Source organism: Nostoc sp. (assembly GCF_036918015.1).
In the GTDB taxonomy this organism is placed as follows: Bacteria; Cyanobacteriota; Cyanobacteriia; order Cyanobacteriales; family Nostocaceae; genus Nostoc.
Map to the genome: position 1 here is coordinate 1 of NZ_JBALEO010000089.1, position 26,728 is coordinate 26,728.

At 42.0% G+C, this 26,728-nt stretch carries 28 protein-coding genes; 15 read left to right on the forward strand and 13 right to left on the reverse strand.

Annotated elements, in window-relative coordinates:
• Positions 1–161: 161 nt before the first annotated feature.
• Positions 162–953 carry a basic amino acid ABC transporter substrate-binding protein gene (locus tag V7K61_RS26810; protein ID WP_335058130.1) on the reverse strand — a complete coding sequence of 264 codons (792 nt, stop codon included), beginning with the start codon at positions 951–953 and terminating at the stop codon, positions 162–164.
• Between the two features lie 135 nt (positions 954–1,088).
• Here V7K61_RS26810 and V7K61_RS26815 point away from each other — a divergent pair, with 135 nt between their 5' ends.
• Positions 1,089–2,288 (forward strand): aminotransferase-like domain-containing protein, encoded by a 1,200-nt coding sequence (locus V7K61_RS26815; RefSeq protein WP_335058132.1) that lies wholly within the window; start codon positions 1,089–1,091, stop codon positions 2,286–2,288.
• Positions 2,289–2,589: 301 nt separating this feature from the next.
• Here the strand turns inward: V7K61_RS26815 and V7K61_RS26820 are convergent, their stop codons facing one another.
• The 3 genes from V7K61_RS26820 to V7K61_RS26830 form a co-directional block, all read right to left on the reverse strand.
• Positions 2,590–3,213: a J domain-containing protein gene (locus tag V7K61_RS26820; protein WP_322735688.1), complete on the reverse strand. Its 624-nt coding sequence runs from the start codon at positions 3,211–3,213 to the stop codon at positions 2,590–2,592.
• A gap of 268 nt (positions 3,214–3,481) precedes the next feature.
• On the reverse strand, positions 3,482–4,093 hold the full coding sequence (locus V7K61_RS26825) for an ATP-dependent Clp protease proteolytic subunit (RefSeq protein WP_335058137.1): 612 nt from the start codon (positions 4,091–4,093) through the stop codon (positions 3,482–3,484).
• A 118-nt stretch (positions 4,094–4,211) separates the two neighbouring features.
• Entirely contained in the window at positions 4,212–4,874 is a 663-nt protein-coding gene (locus V7K61_RS26830; RefSeq protein WP_334936639.1) for an ATP-dependent Clp protease proteolytic subunit, read from the reverse strand.
• 293 nt (positions 4,875–5,167) lie between these two features.
• On the opposite strand from V7K61_RS26830, the gene V7K61_RS26835 reads away from it, so the two are divergent.
• The 3 genes from V7K61_RS26835 (at position 5,168) to V7K61_RS26845 (ending at position 8,062) form a co-directional block, all read left to right on the forward strand.
• Entirely contained in the window at positions 5,168–6,424 is a 1,257-nt protein-coding gene (locus tag V7K61_RS26835; protein ID WP_335058139.1) for a vWA domain-containing protein, read from the forward strand.
• Positions 6,425–6,436: 12 nt separating this feature from the next.
• Positions 6,437–7,717: a vWA domain-containing protein gene (locus V7K61_RS26840; protein WP_335058141.1), complete on the forward strand. Its 1,281-nt coding sequence runs from the start codon at positions 6,437–6,439 to the stop codon at positions 7,715–7,717.
• 144 nt (positions 7,718–7,861) lie between these two features.
• Positions 7,862–8,062: a hypothetical protein gene (locus V7K61_RS26845; protein ID WP_335058143.1), complete on the forward strand. Its 201-nt coding sequence runs from the start codon at positions 7,862–7,864 to the stop codon at positions 8,060–8,062.
• Positions 8,063–8,143: 81 nt separating this feature from the next.
• On the opposite strand, the gene V7K61_RS26850 is transcribed toward V7K61_RS26845, so the two are convergent.
• Both V7K61_RS26850 and V7K61_RS26855 read right to left on the reverse strand, forming a co-directional pair.
• Positions 8,144–8,752 carry a hypothetical protein gene (locus tag V7K61_RS26850; RefSeq protein ID WP_335058145.1) on the reverse strand — a complete coding sequence of 203 codons (609 nt, stop codon included), beginning with the start codon at positions 8,750–8,752 and terminating at the stop codon, positions 8,144–8,146.
• 510 nt (positions 8,753–9,262) lie between these two features.
• Entirely contained in the window at positions 9,263–9,385 is a 123-nt protein-coding gene (locus tag V7K61_RS26855) for a hypothetical protein (RefSeq protein WP_335058147.1), read from the reverse strand.
• 202 nt (positions 9,386–9,587) lie between these two features.
• On the opposite strand from V7K61_RS26855, the gene V7K61_RS26860 reads away from it, so the two are divergent.
• Positions 9,588–9,725, forward strand: a complete 138-nt coding sequence (locus tag V7K61_RS26860; protein WP_334764441.1) for a hypothetical protein — start codon at positions 9,588–9,590, stop codon at positions 9,723–9,725.
• Between the two features lie 345 nt (positions 9,726–10,070).
• Positions 10,071–11,027, forward strand: a complete 957-nt coding sequence (locus V7K61_RS26865; protein WP_335058149.1) for a DUF4917 family protein — start codon at positions 10,071–10,073, stop codon at positions 11,025–11,027.
• 242 nt (positions 11,028–11,269) lie between these two features.
• Here the strand turns inward: V7K61_RS26865 and V7K61_RS26870 are convergent, their stop codons facing one another.
• Positions 11,270–11,911 carry a restriction endonuclease subunit R gene (locus V7K61_RS26870; RefSeq protein WP_335058151.1) on the reverse strand — a complete coding sequence of 214 codons (642 nt, stop codon included), beginning with the start codon at positions 11,909–11,911 and terminating at the stop codon, positions 11,270–11,272.
• A 278-nt stretch (positions 11,912–12,189) separates the two neighbouring features.
• Positions 12,190–12,411 carry a DUF433 domain-containing protein gene (locus V7K61_RS26875; protein ID WP_334880257.1) on the reverse strand — a complete coding sequence of 74 codons (222 nt, stop codon included), beginning with the start codon at positions 12,409–12,411 and terminating at the stop codon, positions 12,190–12,192.
• Positions 12,412–12,540: 129 nt separating this feature from the next.
• On the opposite strand from V7K61_RS26875, the gene V7K61_RS26880 reads away from it, so the two are divergent.
• The 3 genes from V7K61_RS26880 to gloA2 all read left to right on the forward strand — a co-directional run bounded on the left by V7K61_RS26880 (position 12,541) and on the right by gloA2 (position 13,699).
• Positions 12,541–12,801 carry a hypothetical protein gene (locus V7K61_RS26880; RefSeq protein WP_334774991.1) on the forward strand — a complete coding sequence of 87 codons (261 nt, stop codon included), beginning with the start codon at positions 12,541–12,543 and terminating at the stop codon, positions 12,799–12,801.
• Entirely contained in the window at positions 12,791–13,195 is a 405-nt protein-coding gene (locus V7K61_RS26885; protein ID WP_335058153.1) for a type II toxin-antitoxin system VapC family toxin, read from the forward strand. Before V7K61_RS26880 ends, V7K61_RS26885 begins: the two co-directional genes overlap by 11 nt.
• A gap of 117 nt (positions 13,196–13,312) precedes the next feature.
• Positions 13,313–13,699: an SMU1112c/YaeR family gloxylase I-like metalloprotein gene (gloA2, locus tag V7K61_RS26890; protein WP_335058155.1), complete on the forward strand. Its 387-nt coding sequence runs from the start codon at positions 13,313–13,315 to the stop codon at positions 13,697–13,699.
• A gap of 109 nt (positions 13,700–13,808) precedes the next feature.
• On the opposite strand, the gene V7K61_RS26895 is transcribed toward gloA2, so the two are convergent.
• Positions 13,809–14,375: a hypothetical protein gene (locus V7K61_RS26895; protein ID WP_335058157.1), complete on the reverse strand. Its 567-nt coding sequence runs from the start codon at positions 14,373–14,375 to the stop codon at positions 13,809–13,811.
• Between the two features lie 278 nt (positions 14,376–14,653).
• Here V7K61_RS26895 and bioU point away from each other — a divergent pair, with 278 nt between their 5' ends.
• The 3 genes from bioU (at position 14,654) to V7K61_RS26910 (ending at position 17,466) form a co-directional block, all read left to right on the forward strand.
• Positions 14,654–15,673 (forward strand): (S)-8-amino-7-oxononanoate synthase BioU, encoded by a 1,020-nt coding sequence (bioU, locus tag V7K61_RS26900; protein ID WP_335058159.1) that lies wholly within the window; start codon positions 14,654–14,656, stop codon positions 15,671–15,673.
• Positions 15,674–16,043: 370 nt separating this feature from the next.
• Positions 16,044–16,481: an NUDIX hydrolase gene (locus V7K61_RS26905; RefSeq protein ID WP_335058161.1), complete on the forward strand. Its 438-nt coding sequence runs from the start codon at positions 16,044–16,046 to the stop codon at positions 16,479–16,481.
• Between the two features lie 52 nt (positions 16,482–16,533).
• On the forward strand, positions 16,534–17,466 hold the full coding sequence (locus tag V7K61_RS26910) for an alpha/beta fold hydrolase (RefSeq protein ID WP_335058163.1): 933 nt from the start codon (positions 16,534–16,536) through the stop codon (positions 17,464–17,466).
• A 47-nt stretch (positions 17,467–17,513) separates the two neighbouring features.
• On the opposite strand, the gene V7K61_RS26915 is transcribed toward V7K61_RS26910, so the two are convergent.
• Positions 17,514–17,879: a BON domain-containing protein gene (locus V7K61_RS26915; RefSeq protein ID WP_335058164.1), complete on the reverse strand. Its 366-nt coding sequence runs from the start codon at positions 17,877–17,879 to the stop codon at positions 17,514–17,516.
• Positions 17,880–18,151: 272 nt separating this feature from the next.
• Here V7K61_RS26915 and ilvN point away from each other — a divergent pair, with 272 nt between their 5' ends.
• The 3 genes from ilvN to V7K61_RS26930 all read left to right on the forward strand — a co-directional run bounded on the left by ilvN (position 18,152) and on the right by V7K61_RS26930 (position 19,422).
• A complete protein-coding gene (gene ilvN / locus V7K61_RS26920) occupies positions 18,152–18,670 on the forward strand; it encodes an acetolactate synthase small subunit (protein ID WP_094347601.1) in 519 nt (172 codons plus the stop codon).
• Positions 18,671–18,830: 160 nt separating this feature from the next.
• Positions 18,831–19,133, forward strand: a complete 303-nt coding sequence (locus V7K61_RS26925) for a type II toxin-antitoxin system Phd/YefM family antitoxin (protein ID WP_335058166.1) — start codon at positions 18,831–18,833, stop codon at positions 19,131–19,133.
• Positions 19,108–19,422, forward strand: coding sequence for a Txe/YoeB family addiction module toxin (locus V7K61_RS26930; RefSeq protein WP_335058168.1), 315 nt, complete (start codon positions 19,108–19,110; stop codon positions 19,420–19,422). Before V7K61_RS26925 ends, V7K61_RS26930 begins: the two co-directional genes overlap by 26 nt.
• Positions 19,423–19,433: 11 nt before the next feature.
• Here the strand turns inward: V7K61_RS26930 and V7K61_RS26935 are convergent, their stop codons facing one another.
• The 3 genes from V7K61_RS26935 to V7K61_RS26945 are packed head-to-tail and all read right to left on the reverse strand — an operon-like array spanning position 19,434 to position 26,499.
• Complete coding sequence (locus V7K61_RS26935) at positions 19,434–20,567, reverse strand: YbjN domain-containing protein (protein ID WP_335058170.1); 1,134 nt, start codon at positions 20,565–20,567, stop codon at positions 19,434–19,436.
• Positions 20,568–20,591: 24 nt separating this feature from the next.
• Positions 20,592–21,236, reverse strand: a complete 645-nt coding sequence (locus V7K61_RS26940) for an SMI1/KNR4 family protein (protein ID WP_335058172.1) — start codon at positions 21,234–21,236, stop codon at positions 20,592–20,594.
• A 7-nt stretch (positions 21,237–21,243) separates the two neighbouring features.
• Entirely contained in the window at positions 21,244–26,499 is a 5,256-nt protein-coding gene (locus tag V7K61_RS26945) for an eCIS core domain-containing protein (RefSeq protein ID WP_335058175.1), read from the reverse strand.
• Between the last annotated feature and the right edge of the window lie 229 nt (positions 26,500–26,728).

The window sequence follows — 26,728 nt, forward strand, 5'->3', positions numbered from 1 at the left end:
ACTCTTAACTCTTAACTCTTAACTCTTAACTCTTAACTCTTAACTCTTAACTCTTAACTCTTAACTCTTAACTCTTAACTCTTAACTCTTAACTCTTAACTCCTAACTCAGCACAGGCTAAACGCCCCGCTACCGCTAACAGCACTCCTAACGCCCAATTGTCAAGAGTCGGGCAATTGTGGAGGTTCAACTTTAAACCATTTTTGATAAATTTGCTTGTAAGTGCCATTGGATAACAAAGTTGCTATACCTTTGTTAATCGCATCCAAATGGGGTGAATCCTTGGGCATAGCAATCCCGTAGTATTCTTGAGTAAGCAAATCCGCAACAACTCTGATGCCTTTGAGTTTGCCATTTTTAATCGCATACAAAGTAGCGAAAGCATCGCTAACCACAGCATCAACGTTGCCATTGAGTAAGTCTTGGAAAAATTCTGGCCCAGAATTAAAAGTACTAATTTTGGCGTTAGGGATGGTTTTGGCAAAATCTGCCCCAGTGGAACCAATTTGGACAGCAATTTTTTTGCCTTTGAGACTATTGAAGTCTTGAATATTTTGATTGTCTTCGCGGACAGCGATCGCAAGTCCCGCTTTAAAATAAGGTCGTGAAAAAGCAATTGTTTTCAGGCGTTCGGCAGTAATCGTGATTCCGCTAATTGCTGCATCGACTCTTTTGGCTTGCAAGGTAGAGATCATGCCATCAAAGGGCAGACTTTCAAACTGGATTGCAAAACCTGCTACCTTTGCAATCGCATTCATCAAATCAATATCAAAACCTTCTAACTTACCATCAGCCTTTTGAAATTCAAAAGGGACAAAGGTGGGGTCTGTGGCTACCTTGAAAGGTTTAACTTCTGGGTTAGTAGTGGGATATAAATTATGACAGCCAATAATCAGTAGCAGGCAGCCTAAGCTGAGAATTAGCTGCTGCCACTTGAAGTTAATTAATTTCACTATAGTAATTCTGTTCTAGCAATCAATAATTTACGATACTTGTGATGATGTTATAAGAAATAATACATCCGTATGACTTTTTGCTAATTGCCTTTTTGTGTGTTCTGTATTCTGACTCCCAATTTTGAATTGCTTATGGCTCCTACCACTTCTGCTTACCAAATTGCTGATTTGTTCGCCGAAAGAGCTAGAAATCTGACACCACCAACTTACGGCACTGAGTTAACCAAAATCATCACCGTCAGCTTTGCCTATGGTCTCGCTGACCCAATTCTCTTTCCCCATGCTGACTTGTCTGCTGCAAGCGCGGCTGTACTGGCAGAAGAAGCTCCGATCGCTCTCAATTATGGGCCACCTTCAGCCCAACTTTATGAACAAATTATTCTCCGCTTGCAAGCTCAAGGGATACCTGCCGATCGCGATCGCGTGATTATTGGCTACGGTTCCGGTCAGATTTTGGGCTTGCTGCCAGATGTATTTCTCGAACCTGGTGATGTGGTAATTGTGGAAGGGCCAACCTTCTTGGGAGTAGTTAATAGATTTGTCCAGGCTGGCGCCCGTCTGATTACTATTCCTGTAGATGAGATGGGAATGGATGTAGATACGTTAGAAGAAACTTTAAGCGACTTGAAAAAACGGGGTATTCGACCCAGGTTTATTTACACTATCCCTACTTTTCATAATCCCACAGGCACTACTATGTCATTATCTCGCCGCCAAAAACTGGTAGCGTTAGCGGCTGAGTATGGCGTGTTGGTGGTGGAAGACGATGCCTACAGCGATTTGCGCTTCCAAGGCGAAGTTGTGCCGTCCTTAGCAAGCCTTGACAAGGAGGGGTGGGTGTTATACGTGAATACCTTCTCAAAAATCATTGCGCCTGGTATCCGACTAGGCTGGGCTTGTGGCGATCCAGCAATTATTGAGCGGTTGGCAATGTTCAAAAGTGAAGGGCCTGTGGGGCCGTTTGTCAGCCATGTGGTTGGCCGCTACTGTGCTACAGGTAAACTAGATCGTCACATTCAGGAGCTAATCGCCTGCTACAAGCATAAGTGTAATTTGTTGTTAGAAGGGATCGCTCATGAGTTTCCCAGCGATGTAGTTGCTTTGCGACCAGGTGGCGGCTTTTTCGTTTGGTGTAAATTGCCACCATATATCAGCGCCAAAGCGCTCCTAACTGCTGCCAATGAACACGGTATCAGCTTTCTGCCAGGAACTCGCTGCTATGCCAATGGCCAGGGAGATGATGCCATTAGGTTAGCTTTTAGCTTTCAAACAACCGAGAAGATTCTTGAGGGAATCGCTACCTTGGGGGCAGTGTTGAGGAAATGGCGGTAATTCGTAATTCGTAATTCGTAATTCGTAATTCGTTCCCAGTCGAAGACTGGGAATGGCTTTTATATCATGTCCGCTTGATTACTTATTAAACCCGAAGAACCCCACCCCGCCAAAGCTATGCTTTGTCCCCCCTCCCCGCTTGCGGGGAGGGGCTGGGGGTGGGGTGCAATGATTATGGGAATCACAACTAATTACCCGAACTTGATATTAGAAGGCTTCTACCTTCCATTTAAGCAGCAGAACCGCAACGAAAAGCACTTCTTTCTTAGACCTGGAAACGAGATTTAAAATTTTGTAAACTTTAAAAAATTTGCTCCAAGCGCTGGAAATCGCGCTGGACTTCATACCAGAGACTTTTATTATGTGGGTCTGTTTTCAAAGCTTTTTTGAGATAAATTCTGGCTTTGAGTAGTTGTTTCTCGGAAATTAGCGCCCGTCCCCAAATTTGATAAGCGATCGCTAGCCATTGGCGAACTTCTGCATCTGTTGACAACCGATCTGCTAAAGCTTCCGCCAGGGCGATCGCTTGTGGAAATCGTCTTTCTTGCAAAAATCGCTGCAATTGCTCATAAGTCTTCCACTTCAGCCGTTCTTCTATTTCCAACAGATTCGGCGGCTTTGGTTTCTCTGATTGTTGGCTTGTCACCGTCGTTACTGGTGTTTTCTGCCGCTGCGTTGCCTTGGCGTCGTCACGTCCAGACGTTGACACCTGACTTGAATGTACGCCAATTTCCTCTGGTAGTACTACCGTCAGCAGGAGTTTGTAAGCCTCTGTCAAGGCAATAAACTTATCTTTGGCTTTGTTGTCATCTGGGTTGATATCGGGATGATATTGCTGCGCCAGTCGTCGGTAAGACGCTTTGATGTCAGCAAAAGAAGCTCCCGATCTTAAACCTAGCAAACGGTAGCAATCTCCAAGATCCATCTTGAGCTATCAGCTATCGAATATTTAGCTATCGGCTATTATCTGTCAGTTTCAGCTTCAAGCCCGGACTATTAATAATAAGGGCTAATTTTCTATTTTAAAGTTCAATCTTGACAGTTTGTTTAAAGAAGGGGAGTGGGGATTAGCGAGTTAGGAGTTAGGAGTTAGGAGTTAGGAGTTAGGAGTTAGGAGTTAGGAGTTAGAATTCTTCCCCTGCTCCCCCTGCTCCTCTGCCTCTCTGCCCCCTGCCTCTCTACTCCCTACCTCTCTACCCCCCAGTTATTACCGAGCTTCGTTCTTCAATCACACGGTCAATTAAACCGTATTCTTTCGCTTCTTCGGCTGACATGAAAAAGTCACGATCCATATCTTTTTCAATTTTTGCCAAAGTTTGACCAGTGTTATCGGCATAAATCCCATTGAGCTGGTGACGAATCCGCAGAATTTCTCTAGCTTCAATTTCGATATCGCTTGCTTGCCCACGGGTGCCACCTGAAGGCTGGTGAATCATAATCCGTGAGTGAGGCAATGCTAGCCGTTTGCCTTTGGTTCCACCTGCTAGAAGAAAAGACCCCATAGAGGCAGCTAAACCCATACATATCGTTACCACATCTGATTTGATATGTTGCATGGTGTCATAAATTGCCATCCCAGATGTTACCATACCACCTGGAGAATTGATGTATATGTAAATATCCTTACCTGGATCTTCTGAATCCAAATATAGCAAGAAGGCTATAATCTGGTTGGCAATTTCATCATCAATTTCTTCTCCCAGAAAAATAATCCGTTCTAGGGAAAGACGAGTATAAATGTGAACCCATTCTTCCATCTGTCCCCCTGGCAATCGATAGGGAACGCTAGGGTAACCAATAGGCATAATTTGCTCCGTTATTACAATGATTAATAGCAAGGATGAAGGCTGTTTAGCTTCAACGCGAGGCGCTTCTATGGACTAAAGCGAGTTGAATATCCAAGAAGTGTACTCACTTCATCCTTTAAAGGACACTCGCGGGTAGTGGGGGATTAGCCAGTTCTTCTTTCTCAAAAACTCGGTCAATCAAACCGTAGTCCCTAGCTTGATAGGGAGTCATATATAGTAGACGATCCATGTCTTTGCTAATTTTTTCTGGCAGCTGTTCGGTAGTCCGAGACAGAATATTAATCATCGATGCCTTATTTACTAGAACTTCCTTTGCCCGAATTTGAATATCCGTTGCTTGACCTTGGGTGTAACTCTTGGGTTGGTGCAGGATAATAGAAGCATGGGGTAAGCTAGCACGGCAACCTTTTGTACCAGCACTGAGAAGCATCGCTGCCATACCCATCGCGGTACCGATGCAGATGGTGTGGATAGGAGGCTTGATATATTTCATTGTGTCGTAAATGGCGAAGGCTTCGGTTTCAAAGCCAATGGGTTCGCCACTGTAACCAGAAGTACCAGTGGAGTTGATATAAATTTTTATTGGTTTTTCTGGGTCATCGGACTGCAAATACAGTAGTTCGGCGATGATCAGTTTTGTGATCTGTGGAACTAGAGGAGCTCCCAAGTAGACAATTCGCTCCTTTAACAATAGAGATGGTAAATCTGGCGGCGGTTTCCGGTAAAATCGATCGCCGTAATAGGGGGATTGAACAGCCTTGATGGCGGAAATGTCCATAGCAACTCGATCGCTTGAAATTGTGCCGTTAACTCTAATACATCCTAGCGTGATGCCAACTCTGTTCAAGGTGTGGATTTCTCCCTAATGTTTAAGGGGGGCTGACATCTGCCAATATTTGGCTTGTGACATACTCCCATACTGTACGCTTGCGTCAGAGGGAACTTTAAAGTTTCTAGCTAAGATATTCTGATTATATTAGTGTATTTGTGTTGGATAAATTTTCCGTAGAGCTAAAGTAGTGCTTTGAAGTTATTTTTTAATATGTATATCCTGAATAGGGACTCTGAGTTATGAAGGTTAATTTGCAGCCTGCCTTGAATGATGGTAATTTGGACGCAAATCAACTGAACAGTCAACGTCAGTTGGGAATTTCGATTTCAGCGATCGCAGAGACTCAAGATCGCCATGTACCCCTGAATTTATGCTTAATTCTCGATCATAGTGGTTCGATGAATGGGCGATCGCTAGAAACGGTCAAAAAAGCAGCGAATCGTCTGGTAGATAGACTTAATCCCGGCGATCGCCTCAGTGTGGTAGTTTTCGATCACCGTGCCAAAGTCTTAGTATCTAGTCAAAGTGTCGAAAATCCAGAGAAAATCAAACAGCAAATTAACCGCCTAGCCGCCGATGGGGGAACTTCCATTGATGAAGGACTGCGCTTGGGGATTGAAGAGTTGGCGAAGGGCAAAAAAGATACTGTTTCCCAAGCCTTTTTGTTAACCGACGGGGAAAATGAACACGGTGATAACAACCGCTGTTTGAAATTCGCCCAATTGGCTGCTAGCTATAATTTGACTTTGAATACTTTGGGATTTGGTGACAACTGGAACCAAGATGTTTTAGAAAAAATTGCCGATGCTGGCTTAGGTACTTTATCTTATATTCAAAAACCTGAACAGGCAGAGGAAGAGTTTAATCGCTTGTTCAGCCGCATTCAAACGGTGGGATTGACTAACGCTTATCTGTTATTCTCCCTAATGCCCCATGTCCGGTTAGCGGAACTCAAACCCATCGCCCAAGTTTCCCCAGACACAATTGAGTTACCACTGCAACAAGAAGCTGATGGACGTTTCGCTGTGCGGTTGGGAGATTTAATGAAAGATGCGGAACGGGTAATCTTAGCTAATATTTATTTGGGACAATTGCCAACAGGTGAACAAGCGATCGCTAATGTGCAAGTCCGCTACGATGACCCAGCCGCTAACAAAGTAGGTTTAGTTACACCAAATATCCCAGTTTATGCGCATGTAGTCAAAAATTACCAAGCAGACCCGAATCCCCAGGTGCAGCACTCTATTTTAGCATTAGCGAAGTATCGCCAAACCCAGCTAGCCGAAACGAAATTACAACAGGGCGATCGCTCTGGTGCAGCGACGATGTTACAAACGGCTGCGAAAACTGCTTTGCAAATGGGAGATACTGGGGCGGCGACGGTGTTGCAAACTTCTGCCACCCAGCTACAATCTGGTGGAGATTTATCTGAAAGCGATCGCAAGAAAACCAGAATTGTCTCCAAAACAGTTTTGCAAGATACTCCTCCCCAGTAAACTTAGGTTTAGATGAAAGTTAAATTGCTCTCGGCGTTAAATGACAATAATGTTGATGTGGCTCAAACAAGTAGCCAACGTCAACTAGCAATGACGATTTTTGCGATCGCTGGTGAGTCCGATCAAAATCTCCCCCTTAATCTCTGCTTGATTCTGGATAGAAGTGGTTCTATGCATGGACAACCAATTAAAACGGTGATCCAGGCGGTGGAAGGATTAATCGATCGGTTAAAAGTAGGCGATCGCATTTCAGTTGTGGCTTTTTCCGGCACTGCGGAAGTCATTATCCCTAACCAAGCAATTGAAGACCCCGAAAGCATCAAATCTCAAATAAAAAGCAAACTGACTGCTAGCGGCGGCACTGCGATCGCCGAGGGTTTGGAACTGGGAATTACAGAATTGATGAAGGGTACAAGAGGCGCTGTTTCCCAGGCGTTTCTGCTGACGGATGGGCATGGTGAAAGCGGTTTGCGAATTTGGAAATGGGATATTGGGCGAGATGACAATAAGCGCTGTCTCAAACTGGCACAAAAGGCTGCCAAGCTAAACCTAACTATCAACACTTTCGGATTTGGCAATAGCTGGAATCAAGATTTGCTAGAAAAAATTGCGGATGTCGGTGGTGGGACTTTAGCCCATATTGAACATCCTGAACAAGCTGTAGATCAATTTAGCCGACTGTTTGGACGGATTCAATCGATTGGGCTAACTAATGCCTACTTACTGTTATCTTTAGTGCCCAATGTCCGATTAGCGGAATTAAAACCCATTGCCCAAGTTGCCCCAGATACAATCGAGTTACCAATAGAACCCGAAGCTGATGGTAGCTTTGCTGTGCGTTTGGGAGATTTGATGCAGGATGTAGAACGGGTAGTTTTGGCGAACATTTATCTGGGACAATTACCAGAAGGTAAACAAGCGATCGCTCATCTACAAATTCGCTATGATGACCCATTGGTTAACGAACAAGGTTTACTTTCGCCCTTGATGCCGGTGTATGCAGATGTAGTGCGGGCGTATCAACCGACATCTAATCCCCAAGTGCAACAGTCTATTTTAGCATTAGCAAAGTATCGGCAAACTCAGTTAGCCGAGGCGAAATTGCAACAAGGCGATCGCACTGGTGCAGCCACGATGCTACAAACTGCTGCCAAAACCGCTTTACAAATAGGAGATAAAGGGGCAGCGACAGTATTGCAAACTTCAGCCACTCGCCTGCAAGCTGGTAAAGAACTTTCGGAAGCAGACCTCAAGAAAACTAGGATTGTATCAAAGACTGTTTTACAGGAATAGTAAAAATTCTGCGTTGTTGATTAGCGGTATGAAAGTTTCGGGACAAAGCGCAAAACGAGAAAAAATATTTTATTTCTCAATTGAGCAACAAAGTAGTCGCATATTCCTAACTTATTGATTAACAACCAGCGAAGAGTTTGACTTATGCTGATCCAGAAGATTGTCCAAGAATTGCAAGACATCCCTGAAGACAAACTAGCAGAACTTTATGACTTAATTCACTACTTTCGACTAGGTTTAAGTCAAGAAAATAGACAACCCCGCACCCCTGGTTTATTGAAAGGACAACTCGGCGATGCTTTCTTTGAACCACTGCCAGAAGAAGAACTCCAGCAATGGGAATGAGCTACCTCATCGACACCCATATTCTTCTGTGGTGGCTCTTTGACGATCCAAAACTCTATGTTTTACCATTTGCGGAGTTAGTTAAATCGGTAATACTTGTGTTGTTTCTGGGGGGCATTTTACTACACCGTTTATGTATTTTGGCCGAGAGGGTACAAAACCTTCATTGCTTTTACAGACAATGCTGATCAGTTTCACTTGCTTGTTCCCCGTCATGCGAACTGCAAAGCTAGCTCCAACATACCAACTAAGTTCAAAGCCAAACATACCCCCACAGTCGTCTTGAACGCCATAGCTATAAATAGCATCAATAGTTGTCTTAGATAGAACGTTAGTATCTGTTTTAGTATAGTACTGATAACATATTTGTGTTCCAAAAATTGGTGGAGATGAGCCATAGCTAGTTGCTGGTTCGTCAGGAGGGATAAAAAAGGTTTTATTCTTTAAAAAGTAGTTTCTTTGAGTTTTAACCTTAGATATAATATGCTTTTCTGCTTCTTCCTCCAGTCTTGATATTTTTTTATCCATCGCCTTATTTTCATCTTCCTTCTCACACGCACCAACAAAGAAACTCAGCAGAATAATGCTAAAAACTAAAAATTTTAGAGAAGGGTAAATAAATTTATTAGTATAATTACGAATCGGTTTTAACTTTCCCAAGTGTCGCAGGTGCTTCAATTTTTCCAACATAAAGTGAATGGGCTGAAAAGTTAAATATAACTACGTGACAATAGTAATGTCTAGGTATGAAATCTATATCGTAAAGAACACCTGAAAGATTCTTGCTGAATGAAGCGATGGCTGCGCCGCCGCAGGCATCGCAAGCTAATGGCTTAACGATATATCAAAATGAATGCGGAAATTACTTAAATAAACAAGCAAACTGGGGTTTGAGAAAGCAAAAGCTTCTTTTACTTGCGGAAAACACCAAAATGAGAAAGCAAACTGGGGTTTGAGAAAGTAAAAGCTCCTTTTGCTTGCGGAAAACACCAAAATGGGAAAGCAAACTGGGGTTTGAGAAAGTAAAAGCTCTTTTTGCTTGCGGAAAACACTAAAATGAGAAAGCAAACTGGGGTTTGAGAAAGTAAAATGCCATTTTGAGTAAGCAATATGGCTTTTTGCTTATTAAATATGAAGTTTTGAGAAAGTAATATGCCTTTTTGCTGATTGAATATAAATTTAAGTTAAATATGCGAAAGTTTAGACATCCGGCAAAAATGGTAAACGACGGATACGAATACGGCTTGGCTCAACTGTAACGGCTTCATAGCGGTTAGGTAGTTCAATGATGCGTTGGCTTTGCCCGCCGCAGGCATCGCACAAGTAGGACGATGCAAAAATTAAGCAGAATTAATTAACTACAAATAAACGATACACCAAAATAAATGCGTGAATTACTTAAATAAACAAGCCAATTTAGTAAGTCAAACCTCTGATGAAACTTAACAGCACTGCTTTTGGTTGCCCTTCTTGGACTAAGGCGATCGCTTCTCGCTTAAAGGATGTTTGAAAAGTCATCCAACGTATGTTTGACTACTCTAGCTATCGAGAAGTTGAACGAGAGAATGAGGGTTGTGGAACTTGCGATCGCTTCTCTGAGTTGCATTTAAGGCTCAAGCTGACACTTTTCAAACAACCTCTTAGAGTTGGCTTATTGGATTAGCTGAGAAAGCTCTTGGTTGTCGCGTATATTTGCTTCTAGCATATAATTTGCTGTTTTGAAGTCAGTTATAATTCTATGTTACGCGATCGCCTATTTCCTTGTTCTTAAGTTATCAGCAAAACCTCTAACAGTTACATAATTGAGGCAATGCCTAGAAATCACGACTCACAGGAATAGCGATCGCAATACATTACTCCCCTAGTATTGAGGTATATTACCCTGCATAAATCTTGTTATTAGACTTATTGGTTGCTTTATCTGACAATTTATGTTATGTACATCTTGTATAAGTGTTTATGCCTACTTACCAATGAGGATTAGCGAATGATCTCTTTCGACGAGGCAATGGCAACGGTTGAAGATGGTGATAAGCCTTCAATCTTGTTGGGCAACGGCTTTTCTCGCGCTTGGCGGAACGAGGTATTCAACTACGCAAACCTACTTGATGTTGCTGATTTCACTGATCGTGAAGCCGAAATTAGGGAGCTTTTTAGGCTTAGTGGAACGTATGACTTTGAAGCAGTGATGAGATCACTTGTAGCAGCAAAGACAGTCCTTGAAGCCTATGGTGGTAACGAAGCTTTGGTCAAAATAATCGAAAAAGACCAGCAACTCCTGAAAGATGCTCTCATTACTGCGATTTCGACCACGCACCCACATAGACCAACAGATGTTACCAACGATCAGTTCACATCTGTTCGTCACTTCCTTTCTCGCTACGATCAAATTTTTACGGTGAACTACGATCTATTGTTCTACTGGGCGAGAAATATGAAGGATTTGCCGCCCGAAAATTATTTGACAGACGATGGATTTCGCACGGGCTATAAATGGCAAGGACACGGGACAAATCAAGAAGCTCACTTTTTGCACGGAGGCTTGCACATCTTCGATAGTGGAACAGCAATCGAAAAACATGCTTTTACTCAAATAGGCACTGGCATCATCGACCTAGTGAGAGCCAATTTGGAAAGAGGGCAATTTCCCCTCTTCGTTTCTGAGCCGACTTCGACCAAGAAAAAGCAGAGAATAGAACACAATCCGTACTTGGATTTCTGCTTTCGCGCACTTGAAAGAGTCACTGGAACTTTCTTCATTCAGGGACATTCGATGGATGAAAATGATAAACATATTTTTGATCAACTGAGGCAGAGCAAAGTCAAGAAGTTTTTTGTAAGCATTTTTGGTGACGAATCGAGCGAAGAGAATAGAAGGGTTCAGGCGAATGCTCTTGCATATCTAAAATCGCCCAATTCAAATGTTGAGTTTTTTGATGCTAAGTCCGCTCCAATCTGGTCATAACAAATCATTGGAGCGGATAAAATTGTGATATTTTTAGATTGAGTTGGTAGCGATCGCTTGCCGCTTAATTTAGCCGTTAAGTTTGTCTGTTTCTGGTCAAGATTTTTCCATCAGAAATGGTTAACTTCGTTGTTGAGTTCCGAGAAGTTATTGGTAATTCCTTTCAGAATGTGTCCCGCCGCAAAGACAAATAATTGTTAAACGATCGCCTAAAAATTACGACTCACAGTAATAGCGATCGCCTAACTCCTCAAATCGCCAATATAAGCCCCAATTTGTTTAAGTCCCTGCAAAACTTGGATACGTTCTGATGTATTTTCAAGTAACCGATAAGTATGGGATCTAGTATATTGAGGGACATTTTGGTGGCGATCGCATTTCAAAAACAATACTTCTCTTCCGTTTGTAACCATTGCATAACAACTTGACTGTAAGTTGGGAGCGCTCAACAAATAAGTAAGTGCTTGGGGAATTCCCGCCGTAACGTCTAGTATTGCAGGTTTTGACTCGATTACCAAAATCCAAAAACTATCTTGAATCACCAAAATATCAATCCTGCCTTGAACTGCAATAGCATTAGCTTCGTCTGCAACTTCGATATTGGTACTTACTTCTGCTTTTACCAAAAAAGGAAACTGATAGAAACCTGCTAAATCTAGCAATGGTGATATAACTATAAGCTTAACAATTTCTTCGAGAGGTGGTTCTTCTTGACTGAGATAGGTATAGTTTCGAGTGAGGCGATCTAGTCCTTGTAGTTCCGCTTCGGTTAGAGTCGGCGCATTATTTAACCATTCATCAAAAAAGTGATCGCTAGAGTCGAGTCTCAAGCCAAAAGTTTGACGTAGAGAGCCAAGGGTAATGCTACTAGCATTTGTAATCACGATTAAATTCTTGTAGTAATTACATGAAGTTTAAAAGTCTAGACATTTGATCTAGGCTCCAATACCTAATATACGATATATATAAGAGCAAAAGAGCGATCGCCTAGAAATCACGACTCACAGGAATAGCGATCGCCTTTAAAAGATAGATTGTTGAGGCGATCGCCTAGAAATCAAGACTTACAATACTAGCGATCGCCTTGAGGAGAAAGATTGTTAATGCGATCGCATACCGCAAAGCCTTTAGCAGATAGATAATTGAGGCGATCGCCTAGAAATCAGGACTCACAGGAATAGCGATCGCTTAAGTAAGACGATGCAAAAATTAAGGCTTGCTGAATATCTTCATCTTCTAATTCGGGAAACTCCTGAAGCAGTTCTTCTCGATTAGGGTAGGTAGCTAATAACTCAATCACCCGACGAACGGTAAGGCGAAGATTACGAATAGAGGGTTGTCCATTCATGCGATTGGGATTGCTGGTAATGCGATCTAATTTCATGGAAGTAACTCTAGCTCCTTATGAAAATCCATGAGAGACGATTGTACTCCAAGCAAAATTTTATAGCAGGGAACAGGAAATAAGGCTTGTGCCACTAAAATAGAAAAATCATTCACGAGTGTTGTACTTATGGGTAATGAAGTTGAACTACTTGAACACTGGCGAGAACTCACACCCCAAAAGCAACAAAAAGTTTTAGAGTTTGTTGAACTACTTAAATCTGAGTCAGAAACAACACCCACCGAATCTGATTTTGTGCCACAAACACCCTTAGCCAAAAAATTATGGTCGATCCGACAAAGAGCGATCGCTGCTGGATTGCAACTTCTCAATGAAGACGAAATTGAACTTGAACTTGCTGCACGTCGCGGTGGATTCCGTGAGTCGTAAAAAGACGTACATAGACTCTGGTATACTCATCACCGCTTTCTGTGGCATTCAGTCAGTCAGTATCAGAGCGAATCAAATTCTTAACGATGAAAATCTGGAGTTTGCCTCAAGTCGCTTCGTTCAATTAGAAGTCTTGCCTAAAGCAACTTTTAACAAGCAACAAGATGAAGCAGAATTTTACGAAACATTTTTTAGTGCTGTCATTCACTGGGCAACTGACTTAGAGCAAATTATACAAAATGCTTCTCAAATTGCCTGTACTTACGGTTTAGCTGCAATGGATGCACTTCATGTGGCGGCTGCTCTGCAAATTAAAGCCGATCAACTGATCACTACTGAAAAGCCAACTAAACCAATGCACCGAGTAACGGAAATCCAGATTATTTCAATATAAAGCGATCGCTCACAACCAAAAGCTCCGCAGCAAACAAGCCAATTTAGGAAATCTAAGTACTAGTAAAATTCTGGTAAAAGTGCTAAGGGTAAATGATTAGTAGCTTGAGAAGTACACATGAAAACCACTGGCATTCATCATGTAGCGATTATTTGTTCTGACTACGATCGCTCCAAAGCATTTTATGTCGAAACTTTAGGCTTTTCGATTATTCAAGAGACTTTTCGCGCCGCTAGAAATTCTTATAAATTAGATTTAAAAGTTGCAGAAAATATTCAAATCGAACTATTCTCTTTCCCCAATCCTCCAGAACGACCTAGTAAACCAGAGTCTTGTGGTTTAAGACATCTTGCTTTTCAAGTTGATGATGTAGAGGAAACTGTTTTTTATTTAAAATCAAAAGGGTTAGAGGTAGAAAATATCAGAGTTGATGAAATTACAAGTAAGAAATATACTTTCTTTAAAGACCCAGACAATTTACCATTAGAAATTTATGAGCGTTAAAATTACTGCTGACAGGTGAACTTGTTATCACTATAGATAATGAAGCGATTGCACCACTGTAATTGTCAATCTGCTGAAATCAAGTTGTTTTGATTCTAAGTCAACTTTACTACATAAAATTTATCTGGTTGTTTGGGGGGCAGTAAATACTTCTACCAAAGGAATCGCCAGTTTCAGCATCCGTTAATTCCACAAGTTTAGCGTTATCAGTACAGACACTTCTACCTTTAGCCATTCTCAACTCACCTTGGACAAAACCAGTCACGATCCACACCATTCGGTTGTTAGAAATCGATGATTTGTACTCTCCTGTTTTGGCTGCAAATTCGTTGTATGTTGTAAGTTTTGCTTCTGTGATTCGCATCTTACTAGACTTTTTGATAACACTTTCAATTGTCATCAAACGGCTTGCTGGTAAGCTATTATTTGCAGGATATATTCGTACTCTTGAGTTGAATGGTATTGGTTGATTGACTTGCTTTTTTGTCTGTACTGGTTTAGCTATGGCTGTCTGCACTAGCAATAAAATAGTGGTGCTAGCAAATATAAAAGCAGATAATGAAGTTATTGTAAAAATATTAACTGTAGTGCAAATGCGCTTCATAATGCTCAGAATTTTAACAAGTTCATACCACTTTAAGCGATCGCCTTTGTAAGTCTTTGTATCATCACGCAACTCTATTCTGTCAGAACATCAAGTTTAGCCAGTCTTTTTAAGCTTTCTTCTGGGTTGCCAGTTGCGGCCATTGGTTTAAATCTGGTATATTCCCAGTCAAAAAACTCAAAAGCGATCGCTATTAGATAAATATCTGCAATATCAGGCTAAAGAACCCAGGATAATGAATCATAATTAATCTCTATAGCTTTGAGTTATCAGCCATCAGCTACCAGTTACCAGCCGGAAGCTGAGATGCCGAATAATCAAAGCTTTTGATTCAACTTAACGAATTGACTATGAATTCTGAACAAATCAAAAATTCTCTAAATATTTCGCCAGCGATACGTGTGGGAGTACTGGGTTTCGGCGGACTCGGACAAGCAGCCGCCAAGGTAGTTGCTGGCAAACGAGAAATGATTTTAGTCGCAGCAGCAGATCAAAAAGGTTACGCTTATGCTGCTGAAGGTTTAAATACTGAAAAATCTGTTGCAACCTATCAAGCCCAAGGTTCGGTGGGTTATTTAGAGCCAATTGGTACATTAACAAATCAAAGTATTCAGGATTTAATCGAAATAGCTGAAGTAGATGGGTATTTTTTGGCTTTACCCAACCTGCCGAATGACTTTATTCCCAATGTCGCTAAGGAATTTATCAAGTCTGGTTGGCGTGGGGTACTAGTAGATGCAATTAAACGCACTACTGCTGTAGAACAACTCCTCGCTATGAAAGAGGAACTACAAGCCGCCGGGATTACTTACATGACAGGATGCGGTGCTACCCCTGGACTATTAACAGCAGCAGCAGCATTAGCCGCCCAAAGCTTCGCTGAAATTCATCAAGTTGAAATTACCTTTGGGGTGGGAATTGCTAACTGGGAAGCTTACCGCGCCACTGTTCGGGAAGATATAGGTCACATGCCTGGTTATACAGTAGAAGCTGCTAGGGCGATGACTGACGCGGAAGTAGAAGCACTATTAGATAAAACTAATGGCGTGCTGACCTTGAAAAATATGGAACACGCTGATGATGTGATGTTAGAAGTAGCCGGGATAGTGGGACGCGATCGCGTTACAGTTGGTGGTGTAGTCGATACTCGCAATCCCAAAAAGCCTCTCAGCACTAATGTTAAGGTAACAGGACGTACCTTTGAAGGGAAGATTTCTACCCATACCTTTACCCTGGGAGATGAAACCAGCATGGCAGCCAATGTCTGCGGCCCTGCTTTTGGCTATCTCAAAGCTGGTAGACAATTGCACCAACGCGGCATCTATGGAATATTCACCGCCGCCGAAATTATGCCGCAATTTGTTAGATAAATAGAGACTGAGGCAGGGGCATGGGGCATTGGGCATGGGGCATGGGAAAAGGTACAAACCTTGCCTTATCCATGTGGACAAAAGCCCCCTGCATTTTTTCTCCCTTGATTAAGAACAACTACCTTTGTGGGTGGTTTTTCTCCCCCTGCTCCCTGCTTTTTTACTTTCTAAGTTCGTTTGATACAATCAATGGAGATAAAATTTTCAATAATAGTATAGATATTCTTTAGAATGATTCATTTATCTTTTTCTACCATGATTAGGTAAAACCTTTATACAACTTAGAATCTGAAGTGCATATCGCTTATTAATAAACAAATGCAGATAGTAAGTATTATGAGCTTTATGAACAGTTTTCATAATAAATCTGATGAAAAATAATCCATTTAAGCTGATACCGGCCTCTCACTTAATTTTGATTAAGGATGATAAAATATTACTTATTAGACGTTTTAACACAGGGTATCAAGATGGGAACTATAGTGTTGTTGCCGGTTTAGTAGATGGAAATGAAACTTTTGTCCAGGCTGTAGTCAGAGAAGCAAAAGAAGAAGTGGGAATAGATTTAAATATACAAGACTTGGAAGTAGTTCATATTATTCATCGCAAAGATTCTGGGGAAGAATGGATTGATGCTTTTATTTTGGCAAATAAATGGAAATATGAACCTGAAAATATGGAACCTCAAAAATGTGACGATTTGGGTTGGTTTGAAGTTGAAGCTCTTCCCAAGAATATAGTTCAATACGTAAAGCAAGCAATTGAAAATATAAAAAAAGGAATCTTTTATAGCGAGTATGGCTGGTAATTTACACTGGAGGTAGTCAAAATTAGTTGATAGACTGCAAAATTTTGTATATATGACTACTACAGTACACTGGCAGGAAAGAGTTGGTAATCAAAGGGATTGGATTTGGCGTGGCTGGCAAACTCGCTACACTTACATTCGCCCTAGCCAAAATCACCCCAATACAACACCGCTAATTCTGTTACATGGCTTTGGCGCTTCCATTGGTCATTGGCGACATAATTTAGAGGTGTTGAGTAAGCATCACACAGTTTACGCCATAGATATGTTGGGTTTTGGCGCTTCTGAAAAAGCCGCAGCTAATTACAGCATCGAACTCTGGGTTGAACAAGTTTACGATTTCTGGAAAACATTTATCCGTCAACCAGCGATATTAATAGGCAATTCCAACGGTTCACTAATATCTATGGCTGCCGCCGCCACTCACCCCGATATGGTGCTGGGCATGGTGATGATGAGTTTACCCGACCCATCATTAGAACAAGAAGCAATTCCTCCTATGCTGCGTCCACTCGTCACAGCAATTAAAAATGTTGTTGCTTCGCCGTTGATACTTAAACCTGTATTTAACTTCGTCCGCCGTCCTGGGGTGCTGCGTCGCTGGGCTAGTCTCGCCTACGCTAACCCAGAGGCGATTACCGATGAACTGATCGAAATTTTAGCAGGGCCTCCCCAAGACCGGGGTTCTGCGAGAGCGTTTAGTGCTTTATTCAAAGCTGCGATCGGAATTAATTTTAGCCCTAGTGTCAAGACAGTATTACCAACCTTAACAATTCCGATGCTTTTAATTTGGGGACAAAAAGACCGATTTGTGCCGCCAGCCCTAGCTAGCCAATTTGCCCAGTATAACGAGAAGTTGGAACTGCTAAATCTGGAGGATGTCGGGCATTGTCCCCATGATGAATGTCCAGAACAAGTTAACCAAGCGATTTTAGATTGGATTGAGAGATGGATTGGCGACCGCCAACCATTGGCTATTCCCTAAATATTATGCAATGGTATGCAATGGGGGTGCGATCGCATCAGCAGTACCTAGCCAATCGTCGCTTGGCTAGTATCAACATCTGTAGCACCATTCACTGAACGCGCCACAGAATTCATCTTATTGAGAATTTCCTGACTGGGGACTTTACCTTTCAACACCACAGTGCTACCTGTTTGAGCAACCCAAAGGGTATTAACATCGTCGAGATCGGGGTCTTCATCAAATGCCAACGCTACCCGCTTGGCTAAACCACTTTGGTCATATTCTCCGCTTAATCCCAGACGTTCTGGGGGTATTGATTGCGTAGCCGTAGCGACATCACTACTAGGAGCTTGCTGTATAGCCTGTGGAGCCGGATTTACTTCTGCATTTTGAGGTTTTTCCATGCCAAACAATCTTTGTAACCAACCCATAAAAACTTTTCTCCTTAGTTAGAGACTTATCAAATCTGAGTATAAAAGGTTTACAACAAATGCTGCATCTGCCAATGAAAAGATATACATTCAACAAAATTTTTGCTTGCAGTCGGATTTCTAAACAATTTATCGATTGAGAATGCAATGAGTGCAACGCTTAAGTTTACAATAGGAGGTCGCACTGAAAATTTAGTGCGGTAGTAGGTCTAGCGTTGCCCTTTGCTAGTGTCTGCGTTACTCAATTCCTGCTCTAGCCTCTGTTGGCGAAGATGAAACATACCCTTTCAGTTCTCGTAGAAGATGAGGCGGGTGTTCTTTCCCGCATTTCTGGTTTATTTGCGCGTCGCGGCTTCAATATTGAAAGCCTTGCTGTTGGCCCTGCTGAACAAGGAGGAGTCTCCCGAATTACAATGGTTGTCCCTGGTGACGATCGCATTATCGAGCAACTCACCAAGCAACTGTACAAGTTAGTCAATGTCCTAAAAGTCCAGGATATTACCGAAACCCCTTGTGTCGAGAGGGAATTGATGCTTTTGAAGGTGAATGCTAGTAGCAGCAATCGCTCAGAAGTAATCGAATTGTCTCAGATTTTCCGGGCGCGAGTCGTGGATGTGGCAGAAGATTCTCTCACCTTAGAAGTTGTGGGAGATCCAGGTAAAATGGTAGCGATCGTGCAAGTATTACAAAAATTTGGTTTGAAAGAAATCGCCCGCACTGGCAAAATTGCCCTGACTCGTGAATCAGGCGTGAATACCGAGTTACTCAAATCTTTGGAAGCAAAGGTTTAGTTGGGAATTTAAATCAAGACTCAGAAATACTCAACCGCAGCAGAAGTCATAGTGGCAATTGTTACTATGACTTCTGCTTAGGGACTAGCAAAAAAGAAATATTCAACTACCCACGAACCGCATAGTTTATAATTTATGTACAACTTTATGTACATAACTAATGTTGTTTTACAAAATCACATCCCCAACCGATGCGAGAAATGACTTTTTTAAGTTATTAGAGCTGGTGGTAGAAAATCATCAGGTGTATATGATCAACCGTCGTGATGGTGAAAATGTAGCCTTGATTGCTGAATCAGATTTAGTGAGTTTACTTGAGACGGTTTATCTTTTGCGATCGCCTGTTAATGCGCGTCGTTTATTGGATGCAATAGAAGAGTCAAAAACAGGAAAAATCCAATCTCAAACGCTAGCAGAACTTCAGCAGGAGTTGGGGATTGAGCAAGAAGAAAAAGAAAGCTGAACCTATTGAAATTAAACCAGTTATTGTTAATCGCAGTCCTGGTTTTAGTTCTCAATTTAAAGAAGATTTAGTTTGGTGGTTTAAGCAGGATTTCCAGAAAGCATCGAAAATATTAGATTTGGTTACGGCTGTAATGCAAGACCCATTTGAGGGTATTGGTAAACCAGAACCATTAAAATATATGGATGCAGATATTTGGTCGCGCCGAATTGATTTAGAACATCGGCTTGTATATCGGGTGGGAAACACTCAGATTGATTTTCTCGCTTGTCGGTATCACTACGAATAAGGGCTGATTAACTACCTTTCAATTTTAGCGATCGCTTCTTCTGGTGAGACATTACCATAAATAACGGACATAATTCCTGGCAAGTATTCATCCATCATCGTCACATTGGCGTAAACCACCCGTTGAATGAGTGCAAAACTGAGTCTGTCACCTTCCACATCAATGCTGGTTTTGTAGCTAATTTCCCCGTCGGTAAAATCTAGCTCAAAGTTGCCGATCATCATACCACAATTAGCTCTAGTTAAAAACTCTGCTACAGCCAGGCGCTTATTTTCTGGCGCGTTAACTGAACAAATTGAGTAAAAAACAAATTGATTTTGTTCATTTCTTGTTCTAGCGTAACAATTCCATCTGCCATTTTCGCCTTGGAACGGTATTTGTAAAGCTGGCTGTCCTGGAAGTTGTACAAACGGCCAATCATCAGCTTGAAAAAAATTGATCATTGCTTCAAAAATATTACCATCTGTACTAGAAGGTGGAAAATTTACCTCTATTTTTTGTGTAATATCATCTAGGTTAATATCAGCTAACTCTGTCAAAAATTTATCGATTCCTTCCAGCATTTTGGCAGATGCTTTCTGAGTTTTTACAGATAAATTTGCCTCAGTCCAATCTTTAAAAAAGTTGACAATACCTTCAGCAATTCCTTCACCGGAAGCGCTTGTTTGAGCTAAATTTTCTGGACTAATATAAGACCAAAGAGTACGATAGCCGATTTCGCCTGATTCTTGTTGCTGTTTAACAGATAAACCCAACCAACTTTCGGTGCAAAGGATTTGGTTATCGGGTTGTTCTTGGCTTAAATTCAGGATATATTTTGCCGTTTCATCAGTGTTGACGGCGTGTTCTGCTAGTAGTGGTAATAAATCGGGTTTCAGGCTGGTTTCGATGGTAATGTCTGGTTCGCTGAGGAATTTACCAGATGATAGGGGGTTACGCGCATCTGGTTTGAGATTGAATAAAGCGGCGGTATCGATACGTTGGTAGAGTTGTGGGTTGACTTGGAAGGAGAGGCGACACTCGATGAGTTCGTTGTCTTGTGTGGTGAGAGTGAGTGCGATCGCGTGAACGGTTAAGGTAGATTGGCAGGAGTCGTGTAAGGTTAACTTGGTATTAAGTTGATGATTTTCGGTTTTGGCAGTCATGTAGAGTTAGTCATTATAATAATTTTATTCCTTATTCAACCTTTGAAAATCCGATCCATCAAAGTCTGCAAAAAGCTGAGGCATAATTTTTCTAAAGTTTCTTTCTTCAGTTGGAATCGGGGCATCAGGGTTAACATCTTCAGGCCCAGCAATAGCTAGATGCCAATACCAAAAACCACGTGATTTCAGCAACAGTTCCAAATATCCCTCAAAATCTACACCTAGCGGCCTCATTTTTTCGCCTCGATAATAATAATAGACTTCTGGGTTATGTGAGCCATTTAAATAAAGTGCTGCACAAGCGTTACCAATGAAAAAATCTATGGGATGTAAAGGCTTACAAGGATCATCTTCATCAAAATAAATAATATTTTTCCAATCCTTAAATACTTCCTGAACAGGCAACAAATCAATATATCCAGCCGCTAATCCTCCTCCAGGAATTTCTGCTTGCTCTGCTCTTTCCCAGAAAATATTAATCCCATTTGCCTCGCTATAAAAATCAATCATCGCTGGAGTCAGCTTGAACTTGATTTGGGCTGCATTTAGTTCTTCCTCTGTTGCCGGAGGATTAAATTCGCAACTGTCGATGTCGATATCAATAGCTTGATTTTTTCTCAGATCGTCTACCATTAAATGAAACTTCTGTACGATACTTTGGTTTTTCATTTTATTTCTATTTTTTACCTGACAGTTCTAGTTCTTCTTCAATCTCACTAAGTTTCTGTTTCTTAGTAGATGAAGCTTCTAAGTTTTTACTATCAGTAGAAGATGATGGTTCTACTTCTTCTTCCATCTCACCACGTTTTCGTTTCTTAGTAGATGAAACTTCTACTTTTGTAGGATCAAATAATGGGTCTTTTATTCCGTCTTTATCACTAAATTCATCCTTATTAATTTCATTTTTTGTATCCTTTCTCTTCTCTCCTAATTCCGAATGAATAGTTGTTTTGATAGCACCTTTAAAGGATTTTTTCCCATCAACATCAAGTTTAGCTGCTTCACAAACAAAATCAGCATTAATGACTCCATTTGCCAGATCAACCTTCTCATTAGCAACTTCAACTTTGTAATAAACCCAATAGCCCTGACTATTAACCCAATCTTTAACTATACTTTCAACTTGTCGTACATGTTTACTGTTTGCATCAGCAGTTATAGGATAAAGATTTTGTGCACTTCCTGGGCCACCAAGGTTATCGTTTAACAAGTGTCCTTTTATATATTTTTCGTGATTACCTGAACGAGGATTAGTTTGTAACTTCTTCATTAGCAGATTCAGTGCGCCCCCTGGAGGACTTCCTTGTGGATGATTTGGGCCTAACTTGGTAGCTTCCATTTTTTTACCAACCAAGTATTTGCTATCAATATAACCTGTTTCAAAAGTAACCTCTTGCTTAAATTTGTTACTATGTGTTGTATCTCCTTCGTTAAGTATTAGATCGGAGCCAGAAAGATCAATGATTGCTTTGGGATTAACTTCCATGATTACACTAGCCGAGGGCGTGCCTAGTTTTTCCCACTCAAGCTTCTTAAGTCCAAAATCTTTTTGAATAGCAGGAAAATGTTGTTCGACTTGTTTTGTACTCTCAGATTTTGCAATAATTCCCTGTAATTTTTTTCTAGCTGTTTCTAAATCCTTCTTTTTCACTTCATGAGTTCGTTGATCTTGTGATGTCTTGTCCTTAGTGTTCTGATCTTTCTTTCCTTTCTGTTTATCTTTACCAAACCCAACCTTATCCTTGACTTTATTGCCAAACTTGTCAAACTTATCCTTAACAGATTTTTTCTTATTCTCAACCCATTTCTGACCAGCTTCCTTCTTATCCTCAACCCACTGCTTACCGGTTTTATATTTCTCCTTCGCCGAATCTTTCAGTTTTCCAGCCTTCTTACCCAACTTACTATTCTTAACCTTGTTGCCAACTTTCTTAAACGCCTTTGCACCTTTATCAATTACCCAATCAACTGCTTTTTCCATCGGTTTACGCAGCTTCTTGAATATTCCTTGAATCTTGCCGGCAATACCATCCAAGCCCAAAAGACTTGCTAGGAAACTGATGACAACTGGTAAAGATTTAGCAAGGGCATTTTCAACGCCTTTGATTGCTTGATCGATCGCACCACTAGCGATCGCACCAATCGCATCCAGTATCGCATTAATTAAATCGGCAATCTGCTGGGCACGTTCAATAAAGAATTTGACAATCTCATAAATCGCCTTCGCAGCTTTGATAAATGCTGAAGCTGGGGTCAACAGGCTGAGAATCCACTCGATCCCTGCTGTAATCACTTTTTCAATGATAAAGTTCTTGATGGGTTCGATTACCAAGGCATTGAGGTCGCCCATCTTCTCTTGGACAAACTGCCAAATCCCAGCCACTCCCTGACTGGCTAAGACTTGAAATACATCAACAGTTTGTTCCAACCGACTGACCTTTTCTTCACCCAATCGTTTCACAGCTTGACCACGAATTGCTTCATAAGTGAAGCCTAAAAGCTGCATTGCTAGGCTAAAGATCCCTTTGAGGTCGAAGTTTTCTGGCATTTGAATACCAGTTTCTGCCATTGTGCCTGTCAGCCAGCCGATTAATCCTTGCTGGAGGTGCTTCCCGATATTATTCATGAAGTTGAGGAAGCCTTGTTTCACCGCCTGGATCAAATTAGTCAAGAAACCAATCGGGTCTTTGAGGATTTGCCCAACTACGCCAGCAACTCGCGCTAGCACTTGCAAAAGCATTTTGGTCAGTTCAATGATCGTCTTGATCACTCCCACGATGAAGTCAAAAGCTTTTTGAATAAAACCTTTATTTGCTGCCTTCATCTCTTCAATGCGGGCATCAACAGCTTCCAAGTTCTCCTGATATTTCTGCGCTAGGGTGTCAATTAGCTCATCTTGCTTATCGTCAACACTTTGTTGCAATTCTTCAAATTTGCTGTCAATGTCTGCGGCAGCTTGTTGACCAACTCCTTTTAAGTCTTGCGGTAGTTGGTTAACATAATTCTGAATCTCCTGCTTACCACTAGCAATTTCTGCTTTGGCTTGGGTAAGTCCTTTACTAATAATGGCGACGACATTGTTAATTACACCATCCATCTGATTAATGTAAAGCTGCCGTCCCTCTTGATAGAAAGCGTTCACCTCTGAGGGCATACCAAACAATTTGTCTATCAACCATTTTCCTGGCCCCAAAAAGCCACTGTAGCGATCGCTCTTATAATCGTCCATTCGCTTGCCAACGTAATCCTCGAAGGCTTTTTTGGCATCAGCAGCACCAGCATCAAAGGCTTGTATAACTTGCCCGTCTAGTTCACCAAGGGTTTTCTCAACTTTGCCTTTGGTCTTGTCATAAATCTTATTAATATCACCAGCAACTTTTGCCCGTGCTTGCTCATCCTTGCTCTTGGCTCCAATCTGCTGCTCCCCTACCTGACCCAAGTTTTGGGTACGGATACCGTGCATTGCTTGCAAATGCTGTTGGGCTGTAGCTTCTGCCGTAGCTTGAGCGGTTGCGAGTATCCCTTGCTCTTGCTGGCGATATTGTGGCGGCGCTTCTTGTGCATTGGTTTGAGCATCTTTCTTGGCTGCGAGTGCCCCTTGAAACTCCGGTTCATTGGAGTTTGCCAATTGCTCCTCGGTAACATCCGCCTCTTTCATCTGCTGGTCAAGTTTTTGACTGTCATCTTGCAGTGGTGCCTCGACTTCAGCTTGTCCTTTAGATTTGGGTGCAGCTTTATCTGCATCAACACCTGTTGGCGCTGTCCCTGGCTCATTCTTGGGCAGTGGTGTTACTTGTTTAGCCTCAATCCCACTGGCATCAGGTTTTTCTTTGGTTTTCTCTTCTAGCTGACCCTGAGAACTTTTCTGCTCTTCTTTAACCTGGCCACTCAAATCGCCCTTAACAGAGTCAAGTTTGTTGTTATTTTTAAAGTTGTCCGCCTCTTCCAAGTTCTTGGGAGCCATATCAGCAATGCGCTCCATCAATTTGGCTTTGAAGGCGGCAGCGTCAAATCCTGGTGTTGGAGCTTGTTGCATCTCCCCAACTTGATTGGCTTGCGCTTTGCTGTCTACTTCATTACCTGGGGGTTGGGCTGCCGCTTGGGCTTCTTGGGCTTTGCTATTGGCAGGTGGGTGTTTTTTCTCAAGTCCTGCAACCTCTTTTGTTGTGCCGACTACCGCTTGAAATGCTGGGTCATCTTCAGGAGAAGTGGGAGCCTTTTTACCATCATCTGCTGTAATGGCTACATTTGTTCCTGGTAATCCAGCGATCGCTTTCCCTGCGTTTCCTCCAGGTAAATCTGCATTTCCCTTACCTACATCTGCTCCTTTGCTTTGAGCTTGCTGTTGAGAATCGACCTTTTCTGTATTAACTCTGGTATCTTTTGACTCAGGCTCTCTTGGTTTATTTCCCCCAACCTCAACCTGTTTCTGAGTTACTGCTGCACCAACCTTTTTTGTCGGGGGTGGATCTATTGCCGCGTTCCCATCATCATTTGGGGGTGTGGGGATAGCTTGGTGTTTTTCTGTCGTAGCCTGATTTTGTTGTTCGCCGTTTTTCGTATCAGTTTTGGATTCTAAATTTTTTTGGTTGTCTTCATCAGTTGGTTTTTGGAAATTCTCTCGCAGTTGGATAGCTAGCCCATGTCCCGCAGATGTTGTCGGCACTTTTGTCTGGAGTTTATTTTCTTTTGGTGCTACATAAAGAGATTTCGGCTGCACTGCACTGCCATTCTGCTGGACAACGTGTGTCAACTCATGAGCCAATAATTCCTTGCCTGCATCACTTCCAGGAGAATATTCGCCCTGACGGAAGAACACATCTTGCCCTGTGGTAAAAGCACGAGCTTGTATAGATTCATTTAAGCGATTAGATTGAGCATCAGTATGAACCCGGACACCACCAAAATCAGCCCCAAATGCTTGCTCCATTGGTTGCTTGATATCATCTGCAAGCGGCTGCCCATTGCCACGTGCTTGTTGGATTGAAGTTTCTAGCTCAGATGTTGCAGCTGTTCTTCCTCCACCCTGACGCTGCACCAAAGGAGTAATTGAACCCGCCAAGGATTTCATTTGTAATTGGTCTTCTTCCTCTGGTAATGCCTCCCGTTGGATAGACTGCACAGGTTCGCTCATCCTCTGCATCACCAACTCAGCGACGCTATCAGCCTCCTGCTCATAAATGTCTCCAGGCTGGTTAACTGTCAGTTTTGTTTGTGGACGCCGCAGTGATATTCGACTAATGTCATGTCCAAGAGGTTTGTTTGGGGATTGTACCTCAGTCACTGTCTGGGATGAAGTACCAAGCGGCTTCATTTGCAATTCTTCTTCTGGTAGTTCCTCCCGTTGCAGCGAGGGAGTTTCTCGCCAAGATTTCATTTGTACTTCTTCTTCCTCTTCCTGTGGCAGTTCCTCGCGCTGAATACTGCCCTCTGGTTTCATTTGCAATTCTTCTTCATCAGGTAATTCTTCTCGCTGGAGTTGCTCACTCTCTGGCTGATGAATTCTTTGCATCACCTGACGCGCCGTTTGGTCAGCTTCTTGCTCGTACTTATCTCCAGGCTCCCCAATCGTCAGTTTTGCCTGAATTGGTGTTGGTGTATCTGGTCTTCTGACTGGAATATTGGCAAAGTTATGACCAAATCGAGTTGCTTTTTCCAGTCGAGAATTCAATGATTGATCCATCTTGGCTTGCAATACAGTCAGCCGTTCTTGTCCCTCTGGCGTAATCGTCCGATGCTTGGCTTGTAATTCCAATCCAGTTACTTCCATCTTTTCTTCTGCAAAAGCTTCATTCTCTACGTCCGTTTGTGTCACGGGCGTAAAAGATGCTTTTTGAGTTTGGCCACCAAACGGTCTATACGCCAATTGTGGAGTTTGTTCTGGTGCTTGGGAATTAGAAAAGCTGGATGAGGGACTTTTGAGGGATTTCATCGGTTTTGATTGCAACTATTGACGGTTCAATTTGTCTAGGTGATTAGTTTTGATTATCATTTACCCAAAATTGCAATTATCAAGATAATTTTAGAACGCTAATCGATTAGAAATAATTAAGATGTGTTGCCCCCGCAGATAAGTAGTGGCTTGTAAATAAGTCTTATATCGAACAAGGGAGAACACGCAGCCCTGTTCCCCTAGCCACGAGGAAAAGTATCCTCGAATC